This window comes from Deinococcus sp. (genome assembly GCF_030523985.1).
In the GTDB taxonomy this organism is placed as follows: Bacteria; Deinococcota; Deinococci; order Deinococcales; family Deinococcaceae; genus Deinococcus.
This window is the reverse complement of record NZ_JAUNHK010000014.1, coordinates 1-20164: the sequence shown is the minus strand read 5'-3', so window position 1 is coordinate 20164 and position 20164 is coordinate 1. Positions and strand designations below refer to the sequence as shown.

At 64.6% G+C, this 20164-nt stretch carries 21 protein-coding genes; 6 read left to right on the top strand and 15 right to left on the bottom strand.

The window, feature by feature from the left end:
- Positions 1-30 precede the first annotated feature (30 nt).
- From nuoF to rpsB, 13 genes are all read right to left on the bottom strand, one after another.
- Entirely contained in the window at positions 31-1365 is a 1335-nt protein-coding gene (nuoF, locus tag Q4C89_RS03985) for an NADH-quinone oxidoreductase subunit NuoF (protein WP_303101308.1), read from the bottom strand.
- Positions 1362-1997 carry an NADH-quinone oxidoreductase subunit NuoE gene (gene nuoE / locus Q4C89_RS03980; RefSeq protein ID WP_303101307.1) on the bottom strand — a complete coding sequence of 212 codons (636 nt, stop codon included), beginning with the start codon at positions 1995-1997 and terminating at the stop codon, positions 1362-1364. The genes nuoF and nuoE overlap by 4 nt, the downstream gene beginning before the upstream one ends.
- Before the next feature lie 49 nt (positions 1998-2046).
- Complete coding sequence (gene nuoD / locus Q4C89_RS03975) at positions 2047-3204, bottom strand: NADH dehydrogenase (quinone) subunit D (RefSeq protein ID WP_303101325.1); 1158 nt, start codon at positions 3202-3204, stop codon at positions 2047-2049.
- Between the two features lie 53 nt (positions 3205-3257).
- Positions 3258-3929 carry an NADH-quinone oxidoreductase subunit C gene (locus tag Q4C89_RS03970; protein ID WP_303101306.1) on the bottom strand — a complete coding sequence of 224 codons (672 nt, stop codon included), beginning with the start codon at positions 3927-3929 and terminating at the stop codon, positions 3258-3260.
- Entirely contained in the window at positions 3926-4471 is a 546-nt protein-coding gene (locus tag Q4C89_RS03965) for an NADH-quinone oxidoreductase subunit B family protein (protein WP_303101305.1), read from the bottom strand. Before Q4C89_RS03965 ends, Q4C89_RS03970 begins: the two co-directional genes overlap by 4 nt.
- A 94-nt stretch (positions 4472-4565) precedes the next feature.
- A complete protein-coding gene (locus tag Q4C89_RS03960; protein WP_303101304.1) occupies positions 4566-4901 on the bottom strand; it encodes an NADH-quinone oxidoreductase subunit A in 336 nt (111 codons plus the stop codon).
- Positions 4902-5281: 380 nt separating this feature from the next.
- The gene (locus tag Q4C89_RS03955; protein WP_303101303.1) at positions 5282-6400 is read right to left on the bottom strand and encodes an RIP metalloprotease; all 1119 of its coding nucleotides are present in this window, start codon (positions 6398-6400) and stop codon (positions 5282-5284) included.
- A complete protein-coding gene (dxr, locus tag Q4C89_RS03950; protein ID WP_303101302.1) occupies positions 6397-7581 on the bottom strand; it encodes a 1-deoxy-D-xylulose-5-phosphate reductoisomerase in 1185 nt (394 codons plus the stop codon). Before dxr ends, Q4C89_RS03955 begins: the two co-directional genes overlap by 4 nt.
- 152 nt (positions 7582-7733) lie before the next feature.
- Positions 7734-8567 (bottom strand): phosphatidate cytidylyltransferase, encoded by an 834-nt coding sequence (locus Q4C89_RS03945; RefSeq protein ID WP_303101301.1) that lies wholly within the window; start codon positions 8565-8567, stop codon positions 7734-7736.
- 52 nt (positions 8568-8619) lie between these two features.
- Entirely contained in the window at positions 8620-9171 is a 552-nt protein-coding gene (frr, locus tag Q4C89_RS03940) for a ribosome recycling factor (RefSeq protein ID WP_303101300.1), read from the bottom strand.
- Positions 9172-9231: 60 nt separating this feature from the next.
- On the bottom strand, positions 9232-9939 hold the full coding sequence (pyrH, locus tag Q4C89_RS03935) for a UMP kinase (protein WP_303101299.1): 708 nt from the start codon (positions 9937-9939) through the stop codon (positions 9232-9234).
- A 102-nt stretch (positions 9940-10041) separates the two neighbouring features.
- Positions 10042-10836 (bottom strand): translation elongation factor Ts, encoded by a 795-nt coding sequence (tsf, locus tag Q4C89_RS03930; protein ID WP_303101298.1) that lies wholly within the window; start codon positions 10834-10836, stop codon positions 10042-10044.
- A 105-nt stretch (positions 10837-10941) separates the two neighbouring features.
- Positions 10942-11733, bottom strand: a complete 792-nt coding sequence (gene rpsB, locus Q4C89_RS03925) for a 30S ribosomal protein S2 (RefSeq protein WP_303101297.1) — start codon at positions 11731-11733, stop codon at positions 10942-10944.
- Positions 11734-12047: 314 nt separating this feature from the next.
- Between rpsB and Q4C89_RS03920 the strand changes: the two genes are divergently transcribed.
- From Q4C89_RS03920 to ilvC, 6 genes are all read left to right on the top strand, one after another.
- Positions 12048-13526 carry a 2-phosphoglycerate kinase gene (locus Q4C89_RS03920; protein WP_303101296.1) on the top strand — a complete coding sequence of 493 codons (1479 nt, stop codon included), beginning with the start codon at positions 12048-12050 and terminating at the stop codon, positions 13524-13526.
- A gap of 61 nt (positions 13527-13587) precedes the next feature.
- Positions 13588-14013 carry a hypothetical protein gene (locus tag Q4C89_RS03915; protein ID WP_303101295.1) on the top strand — a complete coding sequence of 142 codons (426 nt, stop codon included), beginning with the start codon at positions 13588-13590 and terminating at the stop codon, positions 14011-14013.
- Positions 14014-14301: 288 nt separating this feature from the next.
- Positions 14302-16032 carry a biosynthetic-type acetolactate synthase large subunit gene (ilvB, locus tag Q4C89_RS03910; protein ID WP_303101324.1) on the top strand — a complete coding sequence of 577 codons (1731 nt, stop codon included), beginning with the start codon at positions 14302-14304 and terminating at the stop codon, positions 16030-16032.
- Positions 16029-16646 carry an acetolactate synthase small subunit gene (gene ilvN / locus Q4C89_RS03905; RefSeq protein ID WP_303101294.1) on the top strand — a complete coding sequence of 206 codons (618 nt, stop codon included), beginning with the start codon at positions 16029-16031 and terminating at the stop codon, positions 16644-16646. Before ilvB ends, ilvN begins: the two co-directional genes overlap by 4 nt.
- 8 nt (positions 16647-16654) lie before the next feature.
- Positions 16655-17230, top strand: coding sequence for a Uma2 family endonuclease (locus Q4C89_RS03900; protein ID WP_303101293.1), 576 nt, complete (start codon positions 16655-16657; stop codon positions 17228-17230).
- 44 nt (positions 17231-17274) lie between these two features.
- Entirely contained in the window at positions 17275-18285 is a 1011-nt protein-coding gene (gene ilvC / locus Q4C89_RS03895) for a ketol-acid reductoisomerase (RefSeq protein WP_303101292.1), read from the top strand.
- Positions 18286-18593: 308 nt separating this feature from the next.
- Here the strand turns inward: ilvC and Q4C89_RS03890 are convergent, their stop codons facing one another.
- Both Q4C89_RS03890 and Q4C89_RS03885 read right to left on the bottom strand, forming a co-directional pair.
- Entirely contained in the window at positions 18594-19289 is a 696-nt protein-coding gene (locus Q4C89_RS03890) for a 16S rRNA (uracil(1498)-N(3))-methyltransferase (RefSeq protein WP_303101291.1), read from the bottom strand.
- Positions 19290-19292: 3 nt separating this feature from the next.
- Positions 19293-20099 carry a 50S ribosomal protein L11 methyltransferase gene (locus Q4C89_RS03885; protein WP_303101290.1) on the bottom strand — a complete coding sequence of 269 codons (807 nt, stop codon included), beginning with the start codon at positions 20097-20099 and terminating at the stop codon, positions 19293-19295.
- Between the last annotated feature and the right edge of the window lie 65 nt (positions 20100-20164).

The window sequence follows — 20164 nt, the reverse complement described above, 5'->3', positions numbered from 1 at the left end:
TCCGCCATCCGCTATTTGCCATCTGCCGCATCACGCATCCCTCCAGCGGCCCGCCAGCGTGCGGCGCACTTCTCCACGTTCTGCCGCGTCATATTCCTCGCGGAACAGCCGGATGCTGCTCAGGACTGGCCCCATGCAGGCGTCCGCCAGCGCACAGAAGGAGCGTCCGCCGATGTTGTCGGCCATGTCCAGAATCAGTTGGGTATCGCCGGGCTGACCGTGACCGCGCACCAGCTTTTCGTACATCTTGACCATCCAGCCGCTGATCCCCTCGCGGCAGGGGGTGCATTTGCCGCAGGACTCGTGCCCGTAAAAGCGCACCGCGTTCCAGGTGGTGTCCACGATAGAGGCGGATTCGGGAATCAGGGTCACGCCCGCCGTGCCCAGGCTGCTGCCCGCCGCCGCCAGCGACTCGTAGTCCATCGGGGTGTCCAGAATGGCGTCCGACCACCCCAGCAACTGGCAGGAAATCCCCCCCGGAATAATCGCCTTGATGGGTTCGGTGGGGCCGCCTGCCCAGTCGTAAATCAGTTCGCGGAAGGGCGTGCCCAGCGGCAACTCGTAGACGCCAGGCCGCGCCACGGGCCCCGAAATCTGGAACAGTTTCATGCCCTTGGATTTCTCGGTGCCCATCGTGGCGTGCCAGTCGGCCCCGTAGCGCAGGATGTGGGTCGCCGCGCAAAACGTCTCCACGTTGTTGATGGTGGTGGGCAGGCCGTACAGCCCCGCCGCCGCCGGGAAAGGAGGCTTGAGGCGGGGGTTGGCCCGCAGCCCTTCCAGCGAGTTCATCAGTGCCGTTTCTTCACCGCAGATGTACGCCCCCGCGCCCCGGTGAACCTGAATGTCGAAGTCGAAGCCGCTGCCGAAGATGTTCTGGCCCAGAATGCCAGCGGCGCGGGCCTCGTGAATGGCGTTCCACAGCCGCTCGGCAGCGTGGACATACTCGCCGCGAATGTAGACGTAACCCTTGGTCGCCCGCATCGCAAAGCCGCCGATCATCATCCCTTCGATGAGCTGGTGGGGGTCTTCGGACATCAGGTAACGGTCTTTGAAGGTGCCGGGTTCGGACTCGTCGGCGTTGCACAGGACGATGTGCTGGCGTCCGTCGTTGAGCGGCATGAACGACCACTTCAGGCCCGTCGCAAAGCCCGCGCCCCCGCGTCCGCGCAGGCCCGACTTCTTGACTTCCTCGATGACGGCGTCCGGCCCCATCGCGAAGGCGCGGCGCACCGCCTGATAGCCGCCGTCGGCCAGATAGGACTGCAACGTCCAGCATTCGGGCTGACCGACGCGGGCATACAGCGTGGGCTTGAAGCGGTGGTCGAGGGCGCTGGTAATCGGCTTTTCGGCAGTCGGCGCGGTCATGAAGCACCTCCGGCGGGCGGCGCGGCTTCGGCGGGCAGCGGGGTCAATTCGGACACCGTGCCGCCCACCGCCACCCCTTTCGCCGTGCTCTGGCGACCCGAGGCGTCCATCGGCACGGGCACCAGGTTGTCGGGCATGGGCTTCTGGTCGGCCCGCAACGCCGCCAGCAACTCGGCGCAGCGCTTGCGGGTCACGTTCTCGTAAAAGCCTTCGTCGTTGATTTGGACGACGGGCGCAGTGCCGCAGGAGCCGAGGCATTCCACCTTCTGCACGCTGAAGCGTCCGTCGGGACTCACCTCGCCGGGCTGCACGTCCAGTTCGGCGACCAAGGTGTCCCACAGTTCGTCACTGCCCGCCAGAGCGCACATCAGCGTCGAGCAGACTTGCAGGTGATATTGGCCCGTGGGGACGGTGTGGTAGGTCGAATAGAAGCTCATGACGCTGCGGACTTCGGTGGCGGTGGTGCCGCACAGCCCCGCGATTTCTTCCATGCGTGCGCCCGACACGAAGCCCTCGGCGTCTTGCACTTCACGCAGCAGCGGCATCAGCGCCGAGCGTTTGCCCTGCGGCGTAGCGGGGTAGCGCGAGAAAATATCCGCGACCAAAGCTTGTTTATCTGCGAAGTAACTCAAAGTGGCCTTGCTCCTTGATTTGAAAGGCGCTGAGCGGACAAAAAGCCGCTCACCTGTCCACGTCTCCCAGCACCGGGTCAATCGTCGCCAGGATGGTAATCAGGTCGGCAAACTGCACGCCCACGCAGGCATATTCCAGGGCTTGCAGGTTGACGAAACTGGGCGCCCGAATCTTGACGCGGTAGGGCATGGAGCCGCCGTCGGAGATGACGTAGTAGCCGACCTCGCCGCGTGCGGACTCGATAGGCACATACGCCTCGCCCAGCGGCGGGTGGAAGCCCTCGGTGACCAGCTTGAAGTGGTGGATGACCGCTTCCATGCTGGTTTCGAGCTCGTGGCGCGGCGGCAGGCTGATTTTTCGGTTGGGGTCTTTGACCGGCCCCGGTTTGAGCTTTTTCAGCGCCTGACGAATAATCTTGATGCTTTCGCCGAATTCCAGCAGGCGCATGTTGAAGCGGGCGAGGCTGTCGCCGTCCTGACTCGTCACCACGTTGAAGTCGTACCCCTCGAAGCCGCAGTAGGGGTTGTCCTTGCGGTTGTCGAGCGGCACGCCCGAAGCGCGGAGGTTCGGCCCGGTCAAACCCAGGTCGAGCGCCACGTCCGAGGGAATCACGCCGACGCCCTTGGCCCGGTCGAGGAAGATGGGGTTATTGGCAAAGAGGTTGGTGTACTCCTCTACGCCACGCTCCATCTGCTCCAGGAATTTTTCGACGCGCCCCGGCCAGTCCTCGGGAATGTCGCGGGCGAGGCCACCGACGCGGAAATAGCCCTGGTTCATGCGGTAGCCGCAGACCGCCTCGAACAGGTCTTGAATGGCTTCCTTCTCGCGGAAGGCGTAGAAGAACGGTGTGAGTGCCCCTAGGTCGAGCAGGCCCGTCCCGACGAAGACCGTGTGGCTGTGCATCCGCCCCAGCTCGTGCAGAATCACGCGCACCACGTTGGCGCGGTCGGGCACTTCTGCGCCCAGCAGTTTTTCCACGCTCAGCACGTAGGCCAGTTCGTGCGAGAACGAGTGCAGGTAGTCGGTGCGCGGCGCGTAGGTCACCCCCTGCTGGTAGGTGCGGTTTTCCATCGTCTTTTCGAAGCCGGTGTGCAGGTAGCCCATGTGCGGCTCGACGCGGGTGACATATTCGCCGTCCATGTCCACCACCAGGCGCAGCACGCCGTGGGTGGAAGGGTGCTGCGGCCCCACGTTCAGCGACATCATCTCGGTGTGCAGCAGGCTTTCGGCGGGTTGGGTTCCCGCTGGCGTGGTCACGGTCACTTGGCACCTCCCTGGGGCATCACGGGCGGCAGAATGTCTTCGCGGGTGCGTTCGCCCCGGCGCATCTCGCCCCGGTAGCCGGTCAGCCCGCGCTGCTGCCCGTTCAGGCCCGCCCGGAACGCGGCAGGGTCAAGGAAGCGCCCGTCACGGAAAAGGGTCGGCGTCTCGCCCAGCGGGAAATCCTTACGCAGCGGGTGGCCTTCGAGGTCGTCGGGCGTCAGCACCTTGCGCAGGTCGGGATGTCCGGTGAATTCGATGCCCAGCAGGTCGAACGTTTCGCGTTCCAGATAGTTGGCCGACTTCCAGACCGGGAACAGGCTGCTTACCGCTTCGCCGTCGTCCAGCCACACCCGCAGAAACAGGCGGCGGTGGTCACGCGGATGCACCACGCTGTACAGCACGCCGAAAGGCTTGGGCCGGGGCGCGGCGTAGCGCGAGTAGTCCACCCCAATCACGTCCAGCAGCACGAAACCACGGGCCTTGAGTTGACTGGCTACGCTGACCAGTTGGCCCGCCTCGACAGTCGCGGTGGGTTCCAGACCGCCCTCGGCCTGCAAGCCCAGTTCGGCCAGCAGCGGGGCCACGTCGCGGCTCTCGGCCAAGCGGCGGGTCGAGCGGGACGCCATGTCCTTGAGGCTGACTTCTCCCGCAGTGTCCGTCCCGGTCATCGCAGCTCCCGGGTCCAGGCGTCCACCATCGGCAACTGGTGCCCAAGCTGGTCGAAGGCTTCGCCACGCACTTTCTTCTGAAGCTGCATCACGGCGTAAATCAGGGCCTCGGGGCGGGGCGGGCAGCCGGGCACGAAGATGTCTACCGGCACCACGCTGTCCACGTTCTGCACCACGGCGTAGTTGTTGAACATGCCGCCCGAGCTGGCGCACGCGCCCATGCTGATGACCCACTTGGGGTCGGGCATCTGGTCGTAGACGCGGCGCATGACCGGGGCCATCTTCTTGCTCAGGCGCCCGGCGACAATCATCACGTCGGCTTGGCGGGGCGAGGCGCGGAACACTTCCGACCCGAAGCGGCTCATGTCGTTGCGGGCGTTGGTCGAACTCATCATCTCGATGGCGCAGCACGCCAGCCCGAAGGTGGCGGGCCAAAGGCTGTTGGAACGGCCCCAGGCCACCAGCTTTTCGAGGCTGGTAAACAGCACGCCCTCGGATTCGAGTTCCTGCCAGTCGCGGTCAATCAGTTCTTTCAGCGGCATAGGGCAGCCTCCAGCATGGGTTGATAGGTGATGGGTGATAGTTGATGGAGGCTGATTTCTCCATCAACCATCACCCATCGACCATCTACATTCTTTACGCCCATTCCAGCACCTTCTTCTTCAGCACGTAGACGTAGCCGACCAGCAGCAGCAGCACGAAGGTCAGGGCCTCGAAAAAGGCGAACTGCGGCAGTTTCTGATAGGCCACCGCCAGCGGGTAGAAAAAGGCCGTCTCGATGTCGAAGACGATGAACAGCATGGCGACCAGATAGAAGTGAACCGGAAAGCGCTGGTTGGTGCCGACGCCGCCGTGTTCGGGGTCGTTGCCCGACTCGTAGGCCATCAGCTTGGTTCGGCTGCCCTTTTTGGGGCCGAGCAGGCCACTGACCACAACTGCCAGGATGCCGATTCCCAGCCCCACCAGCAGCATGATTAAAAAGTTGGCGTACTGTACGATGCTTCTCCCTCCTCCTGACCCCAGGGTTCCCTTTGGCTTGCCGAAGCTCGTGAAATCGCGCACGAGCTGTGACAAAAAAAGAGAGGGGGCTGACGTCAGCTTGAACTGTGGAACACCTACAGTTTTACCACGTGTTCCTCACAATTGACGTCTTTTTTGAGGGGTGCCGCCACTTGACGGTCTCATGAAGGCGGCACACCGTTTCAAATGATGGCACCTGGGCATTACCGTGTGTCCTGGACGGGAAAAATCGGGGGCAGAGGGAGAAGAGGAAAGGGTAAAGAAAAGGGGGAGCTGTGACGCTCTCCCCCACTTGCCAGGAATTGGACGAACCCTTTCGATTGCCCCGCGTTCTAAAAAAAGCGGCTCACATCGCGCACCAACACGAACAGGGTGAGCAGCATCACGAAGGCGAAGCCGCCGAAATTGATGGCCTGTTCCTGCTGAAAGCTGAGCGGGCGGCCCCGCAGCGCCCCCACCAGCACCAGCAGGATGCGCCCGCCGTCCAGCCCCGGAATCGGAAGCAGGTTGAAGAAGGCCAGCGACAGGTTGAGCAGCGTGGCGACCTGCACCAGCGCCCAGGGGCTGAGTGCGGCAGCGCGGCTGATAACCTCGGCGGTTCCGATGGGGCCACTCACGTTCTGGTCTTGCGAGATGTCGAGGGTGAAGAACTTCTTGAATAGGCCCGTAAACGCCCTGACGAGTTGCGGCACGGCCTGCACCGTCGTGTCCAGCGAGGTGACGAAAGCCGCCCCGACCCCGACCTTCCGCACGTCTGGGCCGTAGCGGATGCCCAGCAGTTGCCGCTTGCCGTTCAGTGTGGGCTGCCAGTCGAAGGCCACCTGCTTGACTTCCTTCCCCCGCACCACCGTAAAGGTGTGGCGACCCGCCTGCCTGAGCGCCAGGCCCACGCCCTCGTAGCCGGCCACCTGTTCGCCGCCGACCTGCCGCGTTTCGGGGAGGGACTGACCGTCTACGGCAGTAATCACGTCCCCCGCCTGCAACCCGAGGGCCTGCGCCCGTGAACCCGCTTGCACGCTCTCGATACGGGCACGGTCCAGCGCCGGAACGCCCTGCGCGGTGAAACTGGTCGTCATCAGAATGAGCGTGAGCAGCAGGTTGGTCAGCGGCCCCGCCAGCAGAATGGCGACCTTGCCCCAGGCGGGCAGTGCCGCAAAACCGCGTGTGGGATGGCGAAGTTCGCCGCCCGGCCCTTCTTCGGGGGCCATGCCGTCAATTTCGACGTACCCGCCCAGCGGCAGCGCCGAAACGCGCCATACGGTGCCTTTCCATCTCCGCTTGAACAGCACTGGCCCCATGCCCACCGAGAAGGAGTTCACCCGCACGCCCTGGGCACGGGCCGCCGCATAGTGCGCCAGTTCGTGCAGGAAGACCGAAACGCCGAAGATGATGGCCGTCCACAGCAAGCCCAGGGGCGTGAGTGCCGCCGCGATGCCCTGAATCACGTTCATGCCTGCCCCCCGCCCAGAGAAGTGGCGCACAGTTCCCGCGCCCGCGCTCTGGCCCAGGCGTCGGTCTGCGTCAGACTGTCCCAGCTCAGTTCTCCGGCAGGGGTGTCGTCCAGCACACGCTCCAGCACACGGGGAATGTCCAGATAACCGATTTGGCCTGCCAGGAAGGCGTCCACCGCGATTTCGTCGGCGGCATTGAGGGCCACCGGGGCCAGCCCGCCTGCTTCGCCCGCCCGGTACGCCAGAGCCAGACAGGGAAAACGGTTCAGGTCAGGGGCATAGAAGTCCCAGTGTCCCAGCAGGGGCCAGCCCAGATGCCTGCCGACCTCACCGCCGCGCCGCGCCCCGCGCACGTCGCCGGGACTCTGCATTCCGGCAGGGGCCGCGTCTATGGCATAGGCGATGGGGAGGCGCATATCGGTGGGGCCGAACTGGGCTTTCAGGCTGCCGTCGCGCAGTCGCACCGCCGCGTGAACGATGCTCTGGGGATGCACCACCACGCCCACTTTCGACATCGGCAGGCCGTAGAGGGCGGCGCATTCCATGACCTCCAGCCCCTTGTTGAACAGGGTGGAGCTGTCAATCGTCACTTTGGGCCCCATGCTCCACGACGGATGCTTGAGCGCCTGCGCGGGCGTCACGTGACTCAGGTCGGCGGGGCCTTCACGAAACGGGCCACCCGACGCGGTCAGGATGACCTCGGCCACGTCTGCCATGTCTTCCCCGGTCAGGCACTGATAAACCCCGGTATGTTCGGAATCAATCGGCACCACGCGCCCGCCGCCTTTCTTCGCCGCTTCCCACATCAGGTGAGCGGCGGTGACCATCGCTTCCTTGGTCGCGAGGGCCACCGCCTGACCGTGTTCCAGCGCGGCGCGGGTGGGGGGCAGTCCAATCAGGCCCGACATGGCGTTCACGACCACATCGGCGGGGACAGTAGCGGCTTCGCTGGGGTCGGCGATGACGCGCACGCCCGGTAACTGCGCTCTGGCTTGGGCCAGCACCGATTCGTCCACGCTGACCAGTTCGGGCTGAAATTCCTGCACCTGTGCGGCCAGCAGGTCGAGGTTCCGCCCCGCTGCCAACACGCCGACGCGGTAGCCGCGTTCCCGCGCTATATCCAGGGTTTGCGTGCCGATGCTGCCTGTACTGCCCAGAACGGTAAGTCTCACGTCCGCCATGCTACGCGGCTCTGGCGGGAAAAAAGGGAGGGCGATTCCATCTTTGTATTCGGACTCAATGCAATTGAAATATAAATTGAAATTTACGGAAACGGTGAGCAAGCAAAAATCCAGCCCTGAGGAGGCTGGATCCGTTGCTGTCAGAGTCTGTTCTAGCGCCCAAACGTGCTGATATTCAGGAAGAAGTAGGTCGCCGGAACCGCGAACATCAAGCTGTCGAGGCGGTCGAGAAAGCCGCCGTGACCGGGCAGGCTGTTGCCACTGTCCTTGGTCCGCAGTGCCCGCTTGATGAGACTCTCGGAGAGGTCGCCCAGTTGCGAGGCGCTCGCCACCACAATGGAGTAGAGAAACGCCTGAAGCGGGTTCCAGATGTCCGCCACCTGACTGACCATCAGCACGACCAGAAAGCTGAAGACCAGCCCGCCCACCGCGCCCTCCACCGTTTTGCCGGGGCTGACCTCGGGTGCCAGTTTGCGTTTGCCGAAGAAATGACCTGCAAAGAAGCCACCGATGTCGGCCGCGAAGGTCGCCAGCAAAGGCAGGGCGAAGTAGAGCAGTCCTTCGTCGGCATTGGGCGAGTAGCGCAGCAGCAGAAAGTAGCCCAGCAACCAGGGAATGTAGAGCAGCCCAAACAGCGAGTACACCACCCGCTCCAGGGGCCGCTCGCCGGGGTTGATGACTTCCAGCACCAGCAGTGCCCCCACCGCGATGCTGAGAACCACTTCGCGCCAGGAACCGCCGGGCCAGGGGGGGGTATCGGCCAGCATCGGCAGACTGGCGACAATCAGCGCCGCGCCGAACAGCCCCACGCTCAGGCGGCGCACGTCCAGGTCGTTGCGGTCGAGCATTCGGAAATACTCGTGCAGGCCGAAGATGGACACGGCCACCAGCGCCGGGAGCATGGCGTACCAGCCTATCCAGACGACCACGCTGACGATGACGAAGCCGACCACGCTGGTCAGGACGCGGGTGCTCAGGGATTCCAAGGCCGCCTCCCGTCAGGGCGCAGCGCCCTCTCCCCCGCCCGGCTGCCCGCCATCAACCTAGGATTTCCTGCTCTTTCTTGTGGAACACGCTGTCCACCTTGGCGATGAACTCGTCGGTGATTTTCTGCACGTCGGCTTCACCGCGCTTGATGTCGTCCTCGCCCAGACCTTCGACCTTCTTGACCTCGTCCAGCGCGTGCTTGCGCAGGTTACGCACGGCGATGCGGGCTTCCTCGGCGTAGTTCTTGGCGTTCTTGACGAGGTCCTTGCGGCGCTCCTCGGTCAGCATGGGCAGGCTGATGAAGATGGTGTCGCCCTTGTTGTTGGGGTTCAGACCCAGGTCGGAGTCGCGGATGGCCTTCTCGATGGGGTTGAGTGCGCCCCGGTCCCAGGGGGTGATGACCAGTGTGCGGGCATCAGGCGTGGTGATGCTGGCAACCTGATCAATCGGCATGGTCGAGCCGTAGTAGTCCACCAGCACTTTTTTCAGAATGCCGGGGTTGGCGCGGCCCGTGCGCAGCACGCTGAGGTTGTTTTCAAAGGCTTCGATGGCCTTGCTCATCTTTTCGCGGGCATCGGCCTGAATGCTTTTCATATCTGCCATGTCATTTCCTCCAGATTGAACTCGGAATGGGGCTGATTCTAGAACAGGGCGGCCCTGCCCTCAGCTTTGAATAAGGGTGCCGACGCGCTCGCCCCGGAACAGGCGGGCCAGGTTGCCCTCCTGGAAAATATCGAAGACCACGATGGGCAGCCCCTTGTCCATGCACAGGGTCAGGGCGGTGGCGTCCATCACTTCGAGGCGTTGCTCGACGACTTGCAGGTGGGTGATGTTCTTAATCAGCTTGGCGTCCGGGTTCTTGCGGGGGTCGGAATCGTACACGCCGTCCACCTTGTTTTTCGCCATCAGTACCACGTCGGCCCCCACTTCGAGCGCCCGTAGTGTGCTGGTGGTGTCGGTGGTGAAGAAAGGCGCACCGTTGCCGCCACCGAAAATCACCACGCGACCCTTTTCGAGGTGGCGCATGGCCCGGCGGCGAATGTAGGGTTCGGCCACCTGCTGCATCTGAATGGCGCTCATGACGCGGGTCGGGCGGCCTGCCGCTTCCATCGCGTCTTGCAGGGCCATCGCATTCATGACCGTGCCCAGCATGCCGATGTAGTCCGCCGTCGCGGGGTCCATCCCCTGACCGTTGCGGGCGCCGCGCCACAGGTTGCCGCCGCCGATGACCACTGCCAGTTCTACGTCGGTGCCTTCCAGCGCCCCGATAATCAGGCGGGCCAGCCGCGCCGTGGTGTCGGGATTGATCCCAAAGCCGTTTTCGTTCGCCAGGAATTCACCCGACAGCTTGAGCAGTACTCGTTTAAACATAGGAACTCCCACAGCAAAACTCCGGCGCTCCCCCACCTGGGGCCGCCGGAACCGTTGGACACGCGGCCCGAAAAAAAGGGGGAATGACTCCCCCCGCTTTTTTTACGCGCCGATTTGGAAACGGATGAACTTGTTGACCTTGGCGTCGCCCAGGTACTTGGCGATGGTCATGGAGCCGTCCTTGACGAAGCTCTGCTCGGGCAACACGCGCTCCTGGTAGAACTTGCCGATTTGACCTTCGACGATCTTCTCGACGATCTGCTGGGGCTTGCCCTCGGCCAGCGCCTTGTTGGTGAGGATTTCGCGCTCCTTGTCGATGTCGCCTGCTTCCACTTCCTCGCGGGTGAGGTACTGGGGGTTCTCGGCGGCCACGTGCAGCGCCACGTCCTTGGCCTTGGTTTCGTCGCCGCCGGCCAGGTCAACCAGCACGCCAATCTTGCCGTTGGAGTGGACATAGCCTGCCACGTTGCTGCCTTCGAGGTAGGCCACGCGGTTCAGGACGATGTTCTCGCCGATCTTGCCAGCGGTAGCCGCCACCATGTCGCCCACGCTTTCGCCGTCCACGACGAAGCTCTTGAACTCTTCGAGGTCGCTGGTCTTGGCGGCGAGGGCAGCCTGGGCCAGCTTCTCGACGGTGGCCTGGAAATCGCTGTTGCGGGCCACAAAGTCGGTTTCGCTGTTCACTTCGACGATGGCGGCGCGGTTGCCGTCCACAGCGAAACGCACGATGCCTTCCTTGGCTTCGCGGTCACCCTTCTTCACGGCTTTGGCGATGCCGCGCTCGCGCAGCAGGGCCACCGCTTTTTCCTCGTTGCCCTCGGCGTCGGCCAGAGCCTTCTTCACGTCCATCATGCCCGCGCCGGTCATTTCGCGCAGTTTCTTGATCGATTCCATCATGTCGTCTACCTCCAGAAAATGGTTTTTGTCTTGAACCTGACTCTAAAACGGGGGCGTTCGCCCGATGTCAGACGCGCCCCCCGTAACCGTGGTCTGGTCTGAAGCTTAGCTGCGGCCCTGGGTGCTGGTGAACTGGACGTTTTCGCCCTCGTCACCGGCTTCGGCGGCCTGGGCTTCGTCGCTCTGGCCTTCCACGGCGCCGCCCACGTCTTCCTGACCGCCACGCGCTTCGACCAGCAGGTCGCCGATGCGGTGGGTGATCAGCTGGATGGAGCGGATGGCGTCGTCGTTGCCGGGCACGATGTAGTCGATCACATCGGGGTCACTGTCGGTGTCGGCCAGCGCGATGACGGGAATGCCCAGCTTGTTGGCTTCCTGCACGGCGATGACTTCCTTGGTGGGGTCAACGACGAAGATGGCGTCGGGCAGGCGGTTCATCTTGCGGATGCCGCCCACGAAACGCAGCAGACGCTCGCGCTCGCTGGCGAGCTGTATGCGCTCGGCCTTGGGGCGGTCGTTGATGCGCTCGGACTCGAACAGGTCGTCGAGTTCGTTGAGGCGGTCGATGCGCGTACGCATGGTCTTGAAGTTGGTGAGCATGCCACCGAGCCAGCGGCTGGTCACGAAGGGCATACCGGTGCGGCGGGCTTCCAGCTCCACAATTTCCTGCGCCTGCTTCTTGGTGCCGACGAACAGGATGACGCCGCCACGCTCGGCGAGGTCCTTGATGTAGTCGAAGCTGCGGTCTACCTGCTTGAGGGTCTTTTGCAGGTCGATGATGAAAATGCCGTTGCGCTCGGCGAAGATGAACTTCTTGAACTTGGGGTTCCAGCGCTTGGTCTCGTGGCCGAAGTGAACCCCGGCTTCGAGAAGCTGCTTCATGCTGATGTACGACATGCTCGCTCCTGAGCGTTAGGTGGGAAAAAGTTTGCCGTCCTCGTGCCAATACCGCCTCGGGTATCAGGCCGCACACGACGCTCGAGCGTGGGCAGCGGGTCACAGGGGCACCCAAACGTGGAGTATAGCAGAAGGGACTGGAGATTTGCGGAAAGAACAATGTATGCTTTCGTCCCTCAACCCCCTTCTGAGTAGACCTGCGCCCGCCTCTTCGCGGTGCAATGCTTTAAGCTTTAACCTCTGCCTCCTGAGGCTGTCAGGTCCGTGCGACCTGCCGACCTGCCTTCCCCGATTTCAGAACCAAGGAGTGTCCTATGCCCCCCGAATTGAGTCTTGGCACCGCGCAGCAGGCGTGGCCCTTCAGTCGGGGGCTGGTGGCCGAGTCGCTCATGAATGCCGGAGCCTCGGCAGAGCAGGCCCGCGCCGCGTCCCGCCGCATCGAGCAGCAACTTCGGGCGACCAAAAGAACCCTGTTCTCCCCCGATAAAGTGCAGGCGCTGATGGTCGAGACAGCCCAGGAAATGCTCGGAGAAGAGGTCGCCGCCGCCGTCAGCGAGCAGATTCCGGCCTTCGTGGACATTCTGGTGACGGCCAAACGTGGTCAGTTGCCCTTCAGCCGGGGTGTCCTGGCCCGCACCCTGGAAGACACCAGCCTGAGCGGGCGCGAAGCCTACAGCGCCGCCAGTGCCGTAGACCTCGAACTGCGGCGCCGGGGCCTGCGCGAAATCAGCGTGAGCGCCCTCGACGAACTCACCGAGGGCGTGCTGGCGCAACTGTACGGCGAGCAGCAGCGGCTGAATTACCGTTACCTGCAGCAAAATCGCGGCAAGTTGGGCGTGGTCAGCGCCGAGGGAGAAACGCCCGTTCCGTTTTCCAAGGGGCTGCTGGTGCAGTCCATGCTGGCGGCGGGAGTCGCGCCGGACGTGGCCCGCAAAATCGCCCGCGTGACCCAGCGTGACCTGCGCGGCAGTGAAGACCGGGTGGTGCGGCGGCTGCAGATTCGGGAAAAGGTGGAAGCCCTCCTGCGTGAGGAGGTCGGCCCCGACGTGAGTGCGCGTTACCGCCTGCTGCGGGTCATTCGCATGCCGCCGCGCCCGCTGATCGTGCTGCTCGGCGGGGTGAGCGGCACGGGCAAGAGCTTTCTGGCCGCCGAAATCGCCTACCGCCTGGGCATTTCGCGGGTGGTCAGCACCGACTCGATTCGGGAAGTCATGCGGGCGATGGTGTCTCCGGCACTGCTGCCCACGCTGCACGCCAGCACCTTCAACGCCTGGGAAGCCCTGGTGCCGCCCGGTCAGACCCGCCCGCCGCACCCCACCCGTGAGGAGCTGCTCGCCGGATTCCGCGACCAGGTACAGCAGGTCAGCGTGGGGCTGGGTGCCGTGGTCAACCGCTCGATTCAGGAAGGCACCAGCCTGGTGCTGGAAGGCGTTCATCTGGTTCCTGGCTACCTGAACGCCTCGGCCTACTCGGGGGCGCTGCTGGTGCCGATGCTGGTCACGTTGCCCGACGAACAGGAACACCGCCGACATTTCGAGTCGCGTGACGCGGAGACGGCGGCGGGGCGGCCCCTGCACCGCTACATGCGCTACTTCGACGAAATCCGCACCATGCAAGACGAGCTTCAGCAACTCGCCCGGCGGCATAACGTCCCGCTGCTCGATGCCCTGACCCTGGACGAAAGTGCGGACCAAGCCGTCGAGATGGTCCTGCGGCAGGTGATGGTGGCCCTGACCCCCGAGGAGCGCGAGGCGGCGCTGGGTGAAGACGCGGCGATGAACCTGCTGACCTGAGGGGGCTCCGAGAGGTGCTGTCCTCACGCAACTTCATGTGGCCCCGTCTACGCTGGCCACCATGTCCAAATTCACATTCAACTTCGCCGCTTCCCGCGCCGCGCTCCTGGCGGCCCTGCTGGCCCTCCCCGGCACCGCGCTGGCAGCCCAAGACCCCTGGCCCCAGTCCGAGGTGCTGACCCGGCTGTTCGTCTTGCGCCCCAGTGACGGCGAGAAGCTGGCCCGTGACCTGCGGCTGACCCCGGCGCAGGTGGCCGAACTGCGGCGCATGGCGGGCAGTGAGCGCAGCTACGGTCGCGCCGCCGCCCAGGTGCTGGGCCGTGACGAAGCGGCGCACCTCAACACCAAGCTGGCGACCATGCGGGCCGAGAAAGACCGCAAAACGCGACTGGCCCTCGGCAACACCTACCCCGCCTTCCGCGAGTGGGTGCGCGTTTGGTGGAACGGAGAAGTCAGCGGCAGCCAGAGCCGCAGCCGCTTTCGCTGAACTCCCCTTCCCCCCCTCCCCTTGCCCGGAGCCTGTCCCCCAGGGCGTTACCCGGCAGCAGGTCTATACGCCCATGTGCAGACCCGGCCCGGCGCGTTAAGCTGGGGGGCATGAAAGCGAGCATCGTAGTGGTGATTCTTGGCACGGGGGGATTCCGAGGCCAGGCGTAACCGCTCCGCTGAGACCGCATCCCCCGCCCAGACCAGAGGCGGGGGTTTTTCATAATGGGAGGAAGATATGGCGCAAGACTTGGATTCAAAGCAGGCGCAGCACCCGGCGCAACAGGACATGCAGCGCGGTGACATGACCGGGGCCAAGGCGCTCTGGGCCACGCTCGCCAGCCACGGCATCAGCACCGTGTTCGGCTACCCCGGCGGGGCCATCATGCCCGTGTACGACGCCCTGACCTATTACCCGGAGATGAAGCACGTTCTGGCGCGGCACGAACAGGGGGCCATCCACGCCGCCGAAGGCTGGGCCAAGGCCACCGGAGAACTCGGCGTGTGTATGGCGACTTCCGGCCCCGGCGCGACCAACCTCGTGACCGGGCTGGCCGACGCCATGCTCGACAGCGTGCCGCTGCTGGCGATCACCGGCAACGTGGCGCAGCACCTGATGGGCACCGACGCCTTTCAGGAAGCCGACATCACCGGAATTACCCTGCCCATCACCAAGCACAACTACGTGGTGCGCGACGCCGACGACCTGCCGCGCATTCTGGCGGAAGCCATCCGCATCGCCCGTTCGGGGCGTCCGGGGCCGGTGCTGGTGGACATTCCCAAGGACGTGCAGCTTGCCCCGTTCGCGGGCGAAATCGTCACGCCCCACGCCCGCCCACAGGTGCCCGCGCCCAGTGCCCAGAGCATCGAACAGGCCAAAGAACTCCTGCGCCACGCCAAGAAGCCCGTGCTGGTCGCCGGGGGCGGTTCGCTGGACGCCTCGGCAGAAATTACCGCGCTGGCCCACGCCTGGGGGCTGCCCGTCATCACCACGCTGATGGGCCTGGGCGTCTACCCCGCTTCCGACCCGCGCTGGCTGGGGATGCCGGGGATGCACGGTTCGGTGGCCGCCAACCGCGCCATCTCGGAATGTGACGTGCTGCTCGCCATCGGCATGCGTTTCGATGACCGCGTGACGGGCCGCGTGAACGGTTTTGCGCCGAACGCCAACATCATCCATGTCGAACTCGACGCCGCCGAAATCGGCAAAATCGTGCGGACGCACCTGCCCGTGCGCAGCGACGCCAAGACCGCCGCCCGGCTGCTGGCGGAAGGCGCACAGCCCCTCGACCTGGGCGACTGGCTGGCCCAGATTGACGAGTGGAAGACCCGCACCGTGGCCCCCGACCACTGGGGCGCGGCCTACGCGGTGCAGCAGGTCACGGCCCGCCTGCGCCCCGACGACATCCTCAGCAGCGACGTGGGCCAGCACCAGATGCTCGCCGCGCAACTCGCCCGCTTCGAGAAACCCCGGCGCTGGCTCAACTCGGGCGGCCTGGGCACGATGGGCTTCGGCTTCCCCGCCGCCATCGGCGCGGCACTGGCGGAGGCGGACGTGGTCAGCATGGTGGTCGCGGGCGACGGCGGTTTCCAGATGACGGCGCAGGAACTGGCGACGCTGAAGATGTACGACATCCGCAACGTCAAAATCTGCATCATCAACAACTCGTACCTGGGCATGGTGCGCCAGTGGCAAGAGCTGTTCCACGAAAAGCGGTATTCCGAGGTCTGGCTGGGCGACTCCAACCCCGATTTCCTCAAGCTGGCCGACGCCTACGACGTGCCCGGTTACCGCGCCAGCAGCGCGGAGGAACTGCCTACCGCCATCGACGCTTGGCTCAATGACCCGCGCTCGGCCCTGCTGGAAGTCGTGGTGCCGCACGAACACGCCGTGTTCCCGATGGTGCCCGCCGGAGCCGCCCTGAGCGAGATGATCGAAACCGAGCCGGTGCGCCCCGGCCCGCCCGCTGACGCCGCCGACATCGAAACCAACGACGCCGCCCAGGAGACCCAAGCATGACCGACTACGCTGAATACGGCACCCGTGACCACCTGCTGAGCATTCTGGTGCTGGACGAGCCGCGTGTGCTGACCCGCATCACGGCGCTGTTCGGGCGGCGCGGCTACAACATCAAGAGCCTGTCGGTGGGCCAGACCGAACACCCTGGCGTGTCGCGCATGACCATCGTGGTACACGGTGACCGGGGCGTGGTGGAGCAGGCCATGCGCCAACTGGAAAAGCTGCACGACGTGGTCAAGGTCGTGGACCACAGCCTGGAAAAGTTCGTGGACCGCGAACTGGTCATGGTTAAGGTCGCCATCACGCCCGAGTCGCGGGTGGAGGTGCGCCAGATTGCCGAGGACTTCCGCGCCCGCATCGTGGACGTGGGGCGGCACGCGCTGACCTTCGAGGTCACGGGTGACGAAGGCAAAATCACCGCCTTCATCGAGCAGATGCGGCCTTTCGGCATTCTGGAAACCATGCGAACCGGGCGCATCGCGCTGACCCGTGGCAGCAATGCCGACATCCCCAGCCAGGTCTTTCACGGGGGCGAAAGCGAGACGCTGCGGCCCATGACCCAGGGCGTCGAAGCCCGTGAGGAGCGGGCGCGGCGGGTGCCGAACCTGTTCTAGACTGCCGCATGACCTCCGCCCTCAAAAAGCTGACCGAGGCCGAGTACCTCCGCACCGAGGAAAGCAGCCCATTCAAGCGGGAATATGTGGACGGCTTCGTTTATCCGCTGCACGCTCAGGCGGGCACCAAGGGAAAGCACGGCGTCATTGCACTCAACATCGCCACCTTTCTTTATCGTCCGGCACGGCAGAAGGGTTGCCAGATTTACGCCAGCGACCTGCGCGTCCGACTATATGGGGGCCTGCGCTATTACTACCCCGACGTCCTGGTGACTTGCGAAGACGTGCCCGACGACGCCCTTTACGCCGAAGCGCCTTGCCTGCTGGTCGAAGTCCTCAGCGACAGCACCCGCGCCACCGACTTGGGCGACAAGGTTCGCGCCTATCAGGAATTGCCCAGTCTGCAAGGTTATCTGCTGGTGGACACCGAACACCGCGCAGTGCGGCTGCACCGCCGGGAAACGGGCAGCGACTGGAGCGAACACTACTGGGAAGGGCAGGGCGAAGTAGATTTACCCTGTGTAGGCGTGCGAATTTCGCTTGACGACCTCTATGAAGGCACGCGGGTTCCGCTCCTCCCCTAGCCCAACGCCTTACTTTCCCCACCCAAATACAGGAGAATCTGACCATGAGCGCAAAAATGTATTACGACAAGGACGTTGACACCACCATTTTGGAAGGCAAACTGATTGCCATCATCGGCTACGGCAGCCAGGCCCACGCCCATGCCCAGAACCTGCGCGACAGCGGCTTTGACGTCGTGGTCGGTCTGCGCGAAGGCAGCAGCAGCAAGGCCAAGGCCGAGCAGGCAGGTCTGCGTGTCGCCAGCATCGAGGACGCCACCAAGGAAGCCGACGTGGTCATGCTCCTGATTCCCGACGAGCAGCAGCCTGCCACCTACGAAAAGAGCATCGCCCCCAACCTGACGGCGGGCAAGGCGATTGCCTTCGGTCACGGCTTCAACGTGCACTTCGGGCGCATCAAGCCCCCAGCCGATGTGGACGTGTTCCTGGTCGCCCCCAAAGGCCCCGGCCACATGCTGCGCCGCGTATATGCCGACGGCGCGGGCATGCCCGGCATTTTCGCCGTGCAGCAGGACGCCAGCGGCAAGGCCCGTGACATCGCCCTGGCCTACGCCCGTGGCATCGGCTGCACCAAGGCGGGCGTGCTGGAAACGACCTTCAAGGAAGAAACCGAAACCGACCTGTTCGGTGAGCAGAGCGTGCTGTGTGGCGGCGTGACCCACCTCATCCAGGCGGGCTTCGAGACGCTGGTCGAAGCCGGGTACCAGCCCGAAATCGCCTACTTCGAGACGCTGCACGAAGTCAAGCTGATCGTGGACCTGATCTACGAAAAGGGCTTCGAGGGTATGCGCCACTCCATCTCTAACACCGCCGAGTTCGGTGACTACGTGACCGGGCCGCGCATCATCACCGCCGAAACGAAGGCCGAAATGGGCCGCGTCCTGGCCGACATCCAGAGCGGCAAGTTCGCCGAGCGCTTCATTCAGGACGCCGAGAGCGGCTTCCCCTTCATGGAGGAGCAACGCGGCAAGATGCGCGGGCACACCGTCGAGAAGGTCGGCAAGGAACTGCGCGACCAGATGCCCTTTATCAACAAGAAAGCGCTGGAAGTTTAACGGTTCTTCCGCCTGCCGCTCCCTGGTGATGCGGGGGGCGGTTTTTGTTTTGGTGAAAGCTTCGGCTTCAGCTTTTGGCCCCAACCCCAAACCCCTATCCCCAGAGGGGACAGGGGCTTTACGCTGGCGCTGTGCAAATGTTGGTGAGTTCGCTGATTGGGCGGTATTCCTCAGTTGCACAGGGCCTAGACGCTGCTGTTTCTCTATTCGTGTGCGGCCCGTGCGCTTCGCGCCCGACGGCCCCTTGAATTCTGCGTTTCGCGGTTTTTTGGGGGGGCGGTAATTGTGGCGATACTGTCTACCCTCTCCTACACCCCTGTCGCCGCTATCGCTCCCAGCAGTGCCAGCGGAGCCGTTTCTGCCCGCAGGATGCGTGGCCCCAGGGTGACCGCCTCGGCGCCGCGTTCGCGCAGCAGGGCCACTTCCGCTTCCGAGAAGCCACCTTCCGGCCCGCTGAGCAGGGTCAGGGGGCTTTGCCAGTCCAACAGGTCGTTCACTCGGGCGGCGCTGCCGGGATGGGCCAGCAATGCCCGTCCTTCCCAGGTCAACTGGGCCAGTGGCAGCGGCTCCAGCACGTCGGGCACCACCCGGCGCTCGGACTGGCGGGCCGCCTCGGACGCGATGCGGCGCAGGCGCACCAGCTTTTGCGCCCCGATGTCGCGGGCTTCGGCGTGTTGGGTGACCAGCAGTTGAATGTTTGAAACGCCCAGTTCGGTGGCGGCCCGCACCACATCAGCCAGTTTGTCGCCCTTGAGCAGAGCAATCGCCAGGGTCACGGGCTGCGGGTACTCGGCCCCGCGTGAGTGGGCCTCGGCGGCCGTGTCGAGATGCAGCAGGGCGTGGCCCGCGCCCAGTTCGCTCAGCACGGCAACGGCTTCGGCCCCGCGCCCGTCGAAAACCTGAAGCCGCTCACCGGGGCGCAGCCGCAGCACCTGCACGTGCCGGGTTTCCTGCGGCCCCAGGCGCATTTCCGGGGCAATCTCGCTCACCTGAAGGCGGCGCACGGCTCAGTGTTCCCGGCGGGCCGTGACCAGCGCCCATTCGCCGTCGGTTCGCACCTGCACGTCCTCAAAGCCTTCGCGGTCCAAGGCGGCCTGCACCAGTTCCAGCTTGCTCGTCAGAATTCCGGTCAGGATGAGGGGCGCTCCCGCGACCATTTGCGCGGCGTATTCGCCTGCCAGCAGGTCGTGCAGCTCGGCGTAGAGGTTCGCCACCAGCACGTCGTAAGGCTCACCGAACAGCTCGGCGTCGTCCTCTAAGCCCAGCGTGCCTTCCTCGAAACGGATGCCTTCGGTCAGCCCGTTGTCCCGCGTATTGTCCCGCGCAATCGGGATGGTGATGGGGTCAATGTCCACGCCCAGCGTATAGGCCGCACCCAGTTTCGCCGCCGCCATCGCCAGTACGCCGCTGCCCGTGCCCACGTCCAGCACGCGCTTGCCGCCCAGGTCGAGGTCGCCCAGCGCCTCCACCGCCATGCGGGTGGTCGCGTGGTGGCCCGTGCCGAAGGCCATGCCGGGTTCAATGACCAGCGGCAACTGTCCGGCAGGCACTTCTTCGCGCTGCCAGGGGGCGACGATGGTAATTTTGCCCGCCTGCACGGGTTTCAGATTCTTCTTGAATTCGGCCTGCCAGTCCTGCTCGGCTTCTTCGTGCCACTCGCCGTCCTGAACCTCGGCAGGCAGGTCCACGCGCTCGTCGAAATACACGCGGATGTGGGGGCCGCGCTCCTCCAGCCCCGTCGCGCCCGCCTCCCAGAGCAGGTCGAGGTGGGCCTCGCGGGTGTCGAACGTACCGGGCAACAGATAAACCAGCATGGCTGGGAGTCTAGAGCAGCCGGGGCTGCATACACCGCCCCGCGTCCGCCCCGCCGCCGCGCACT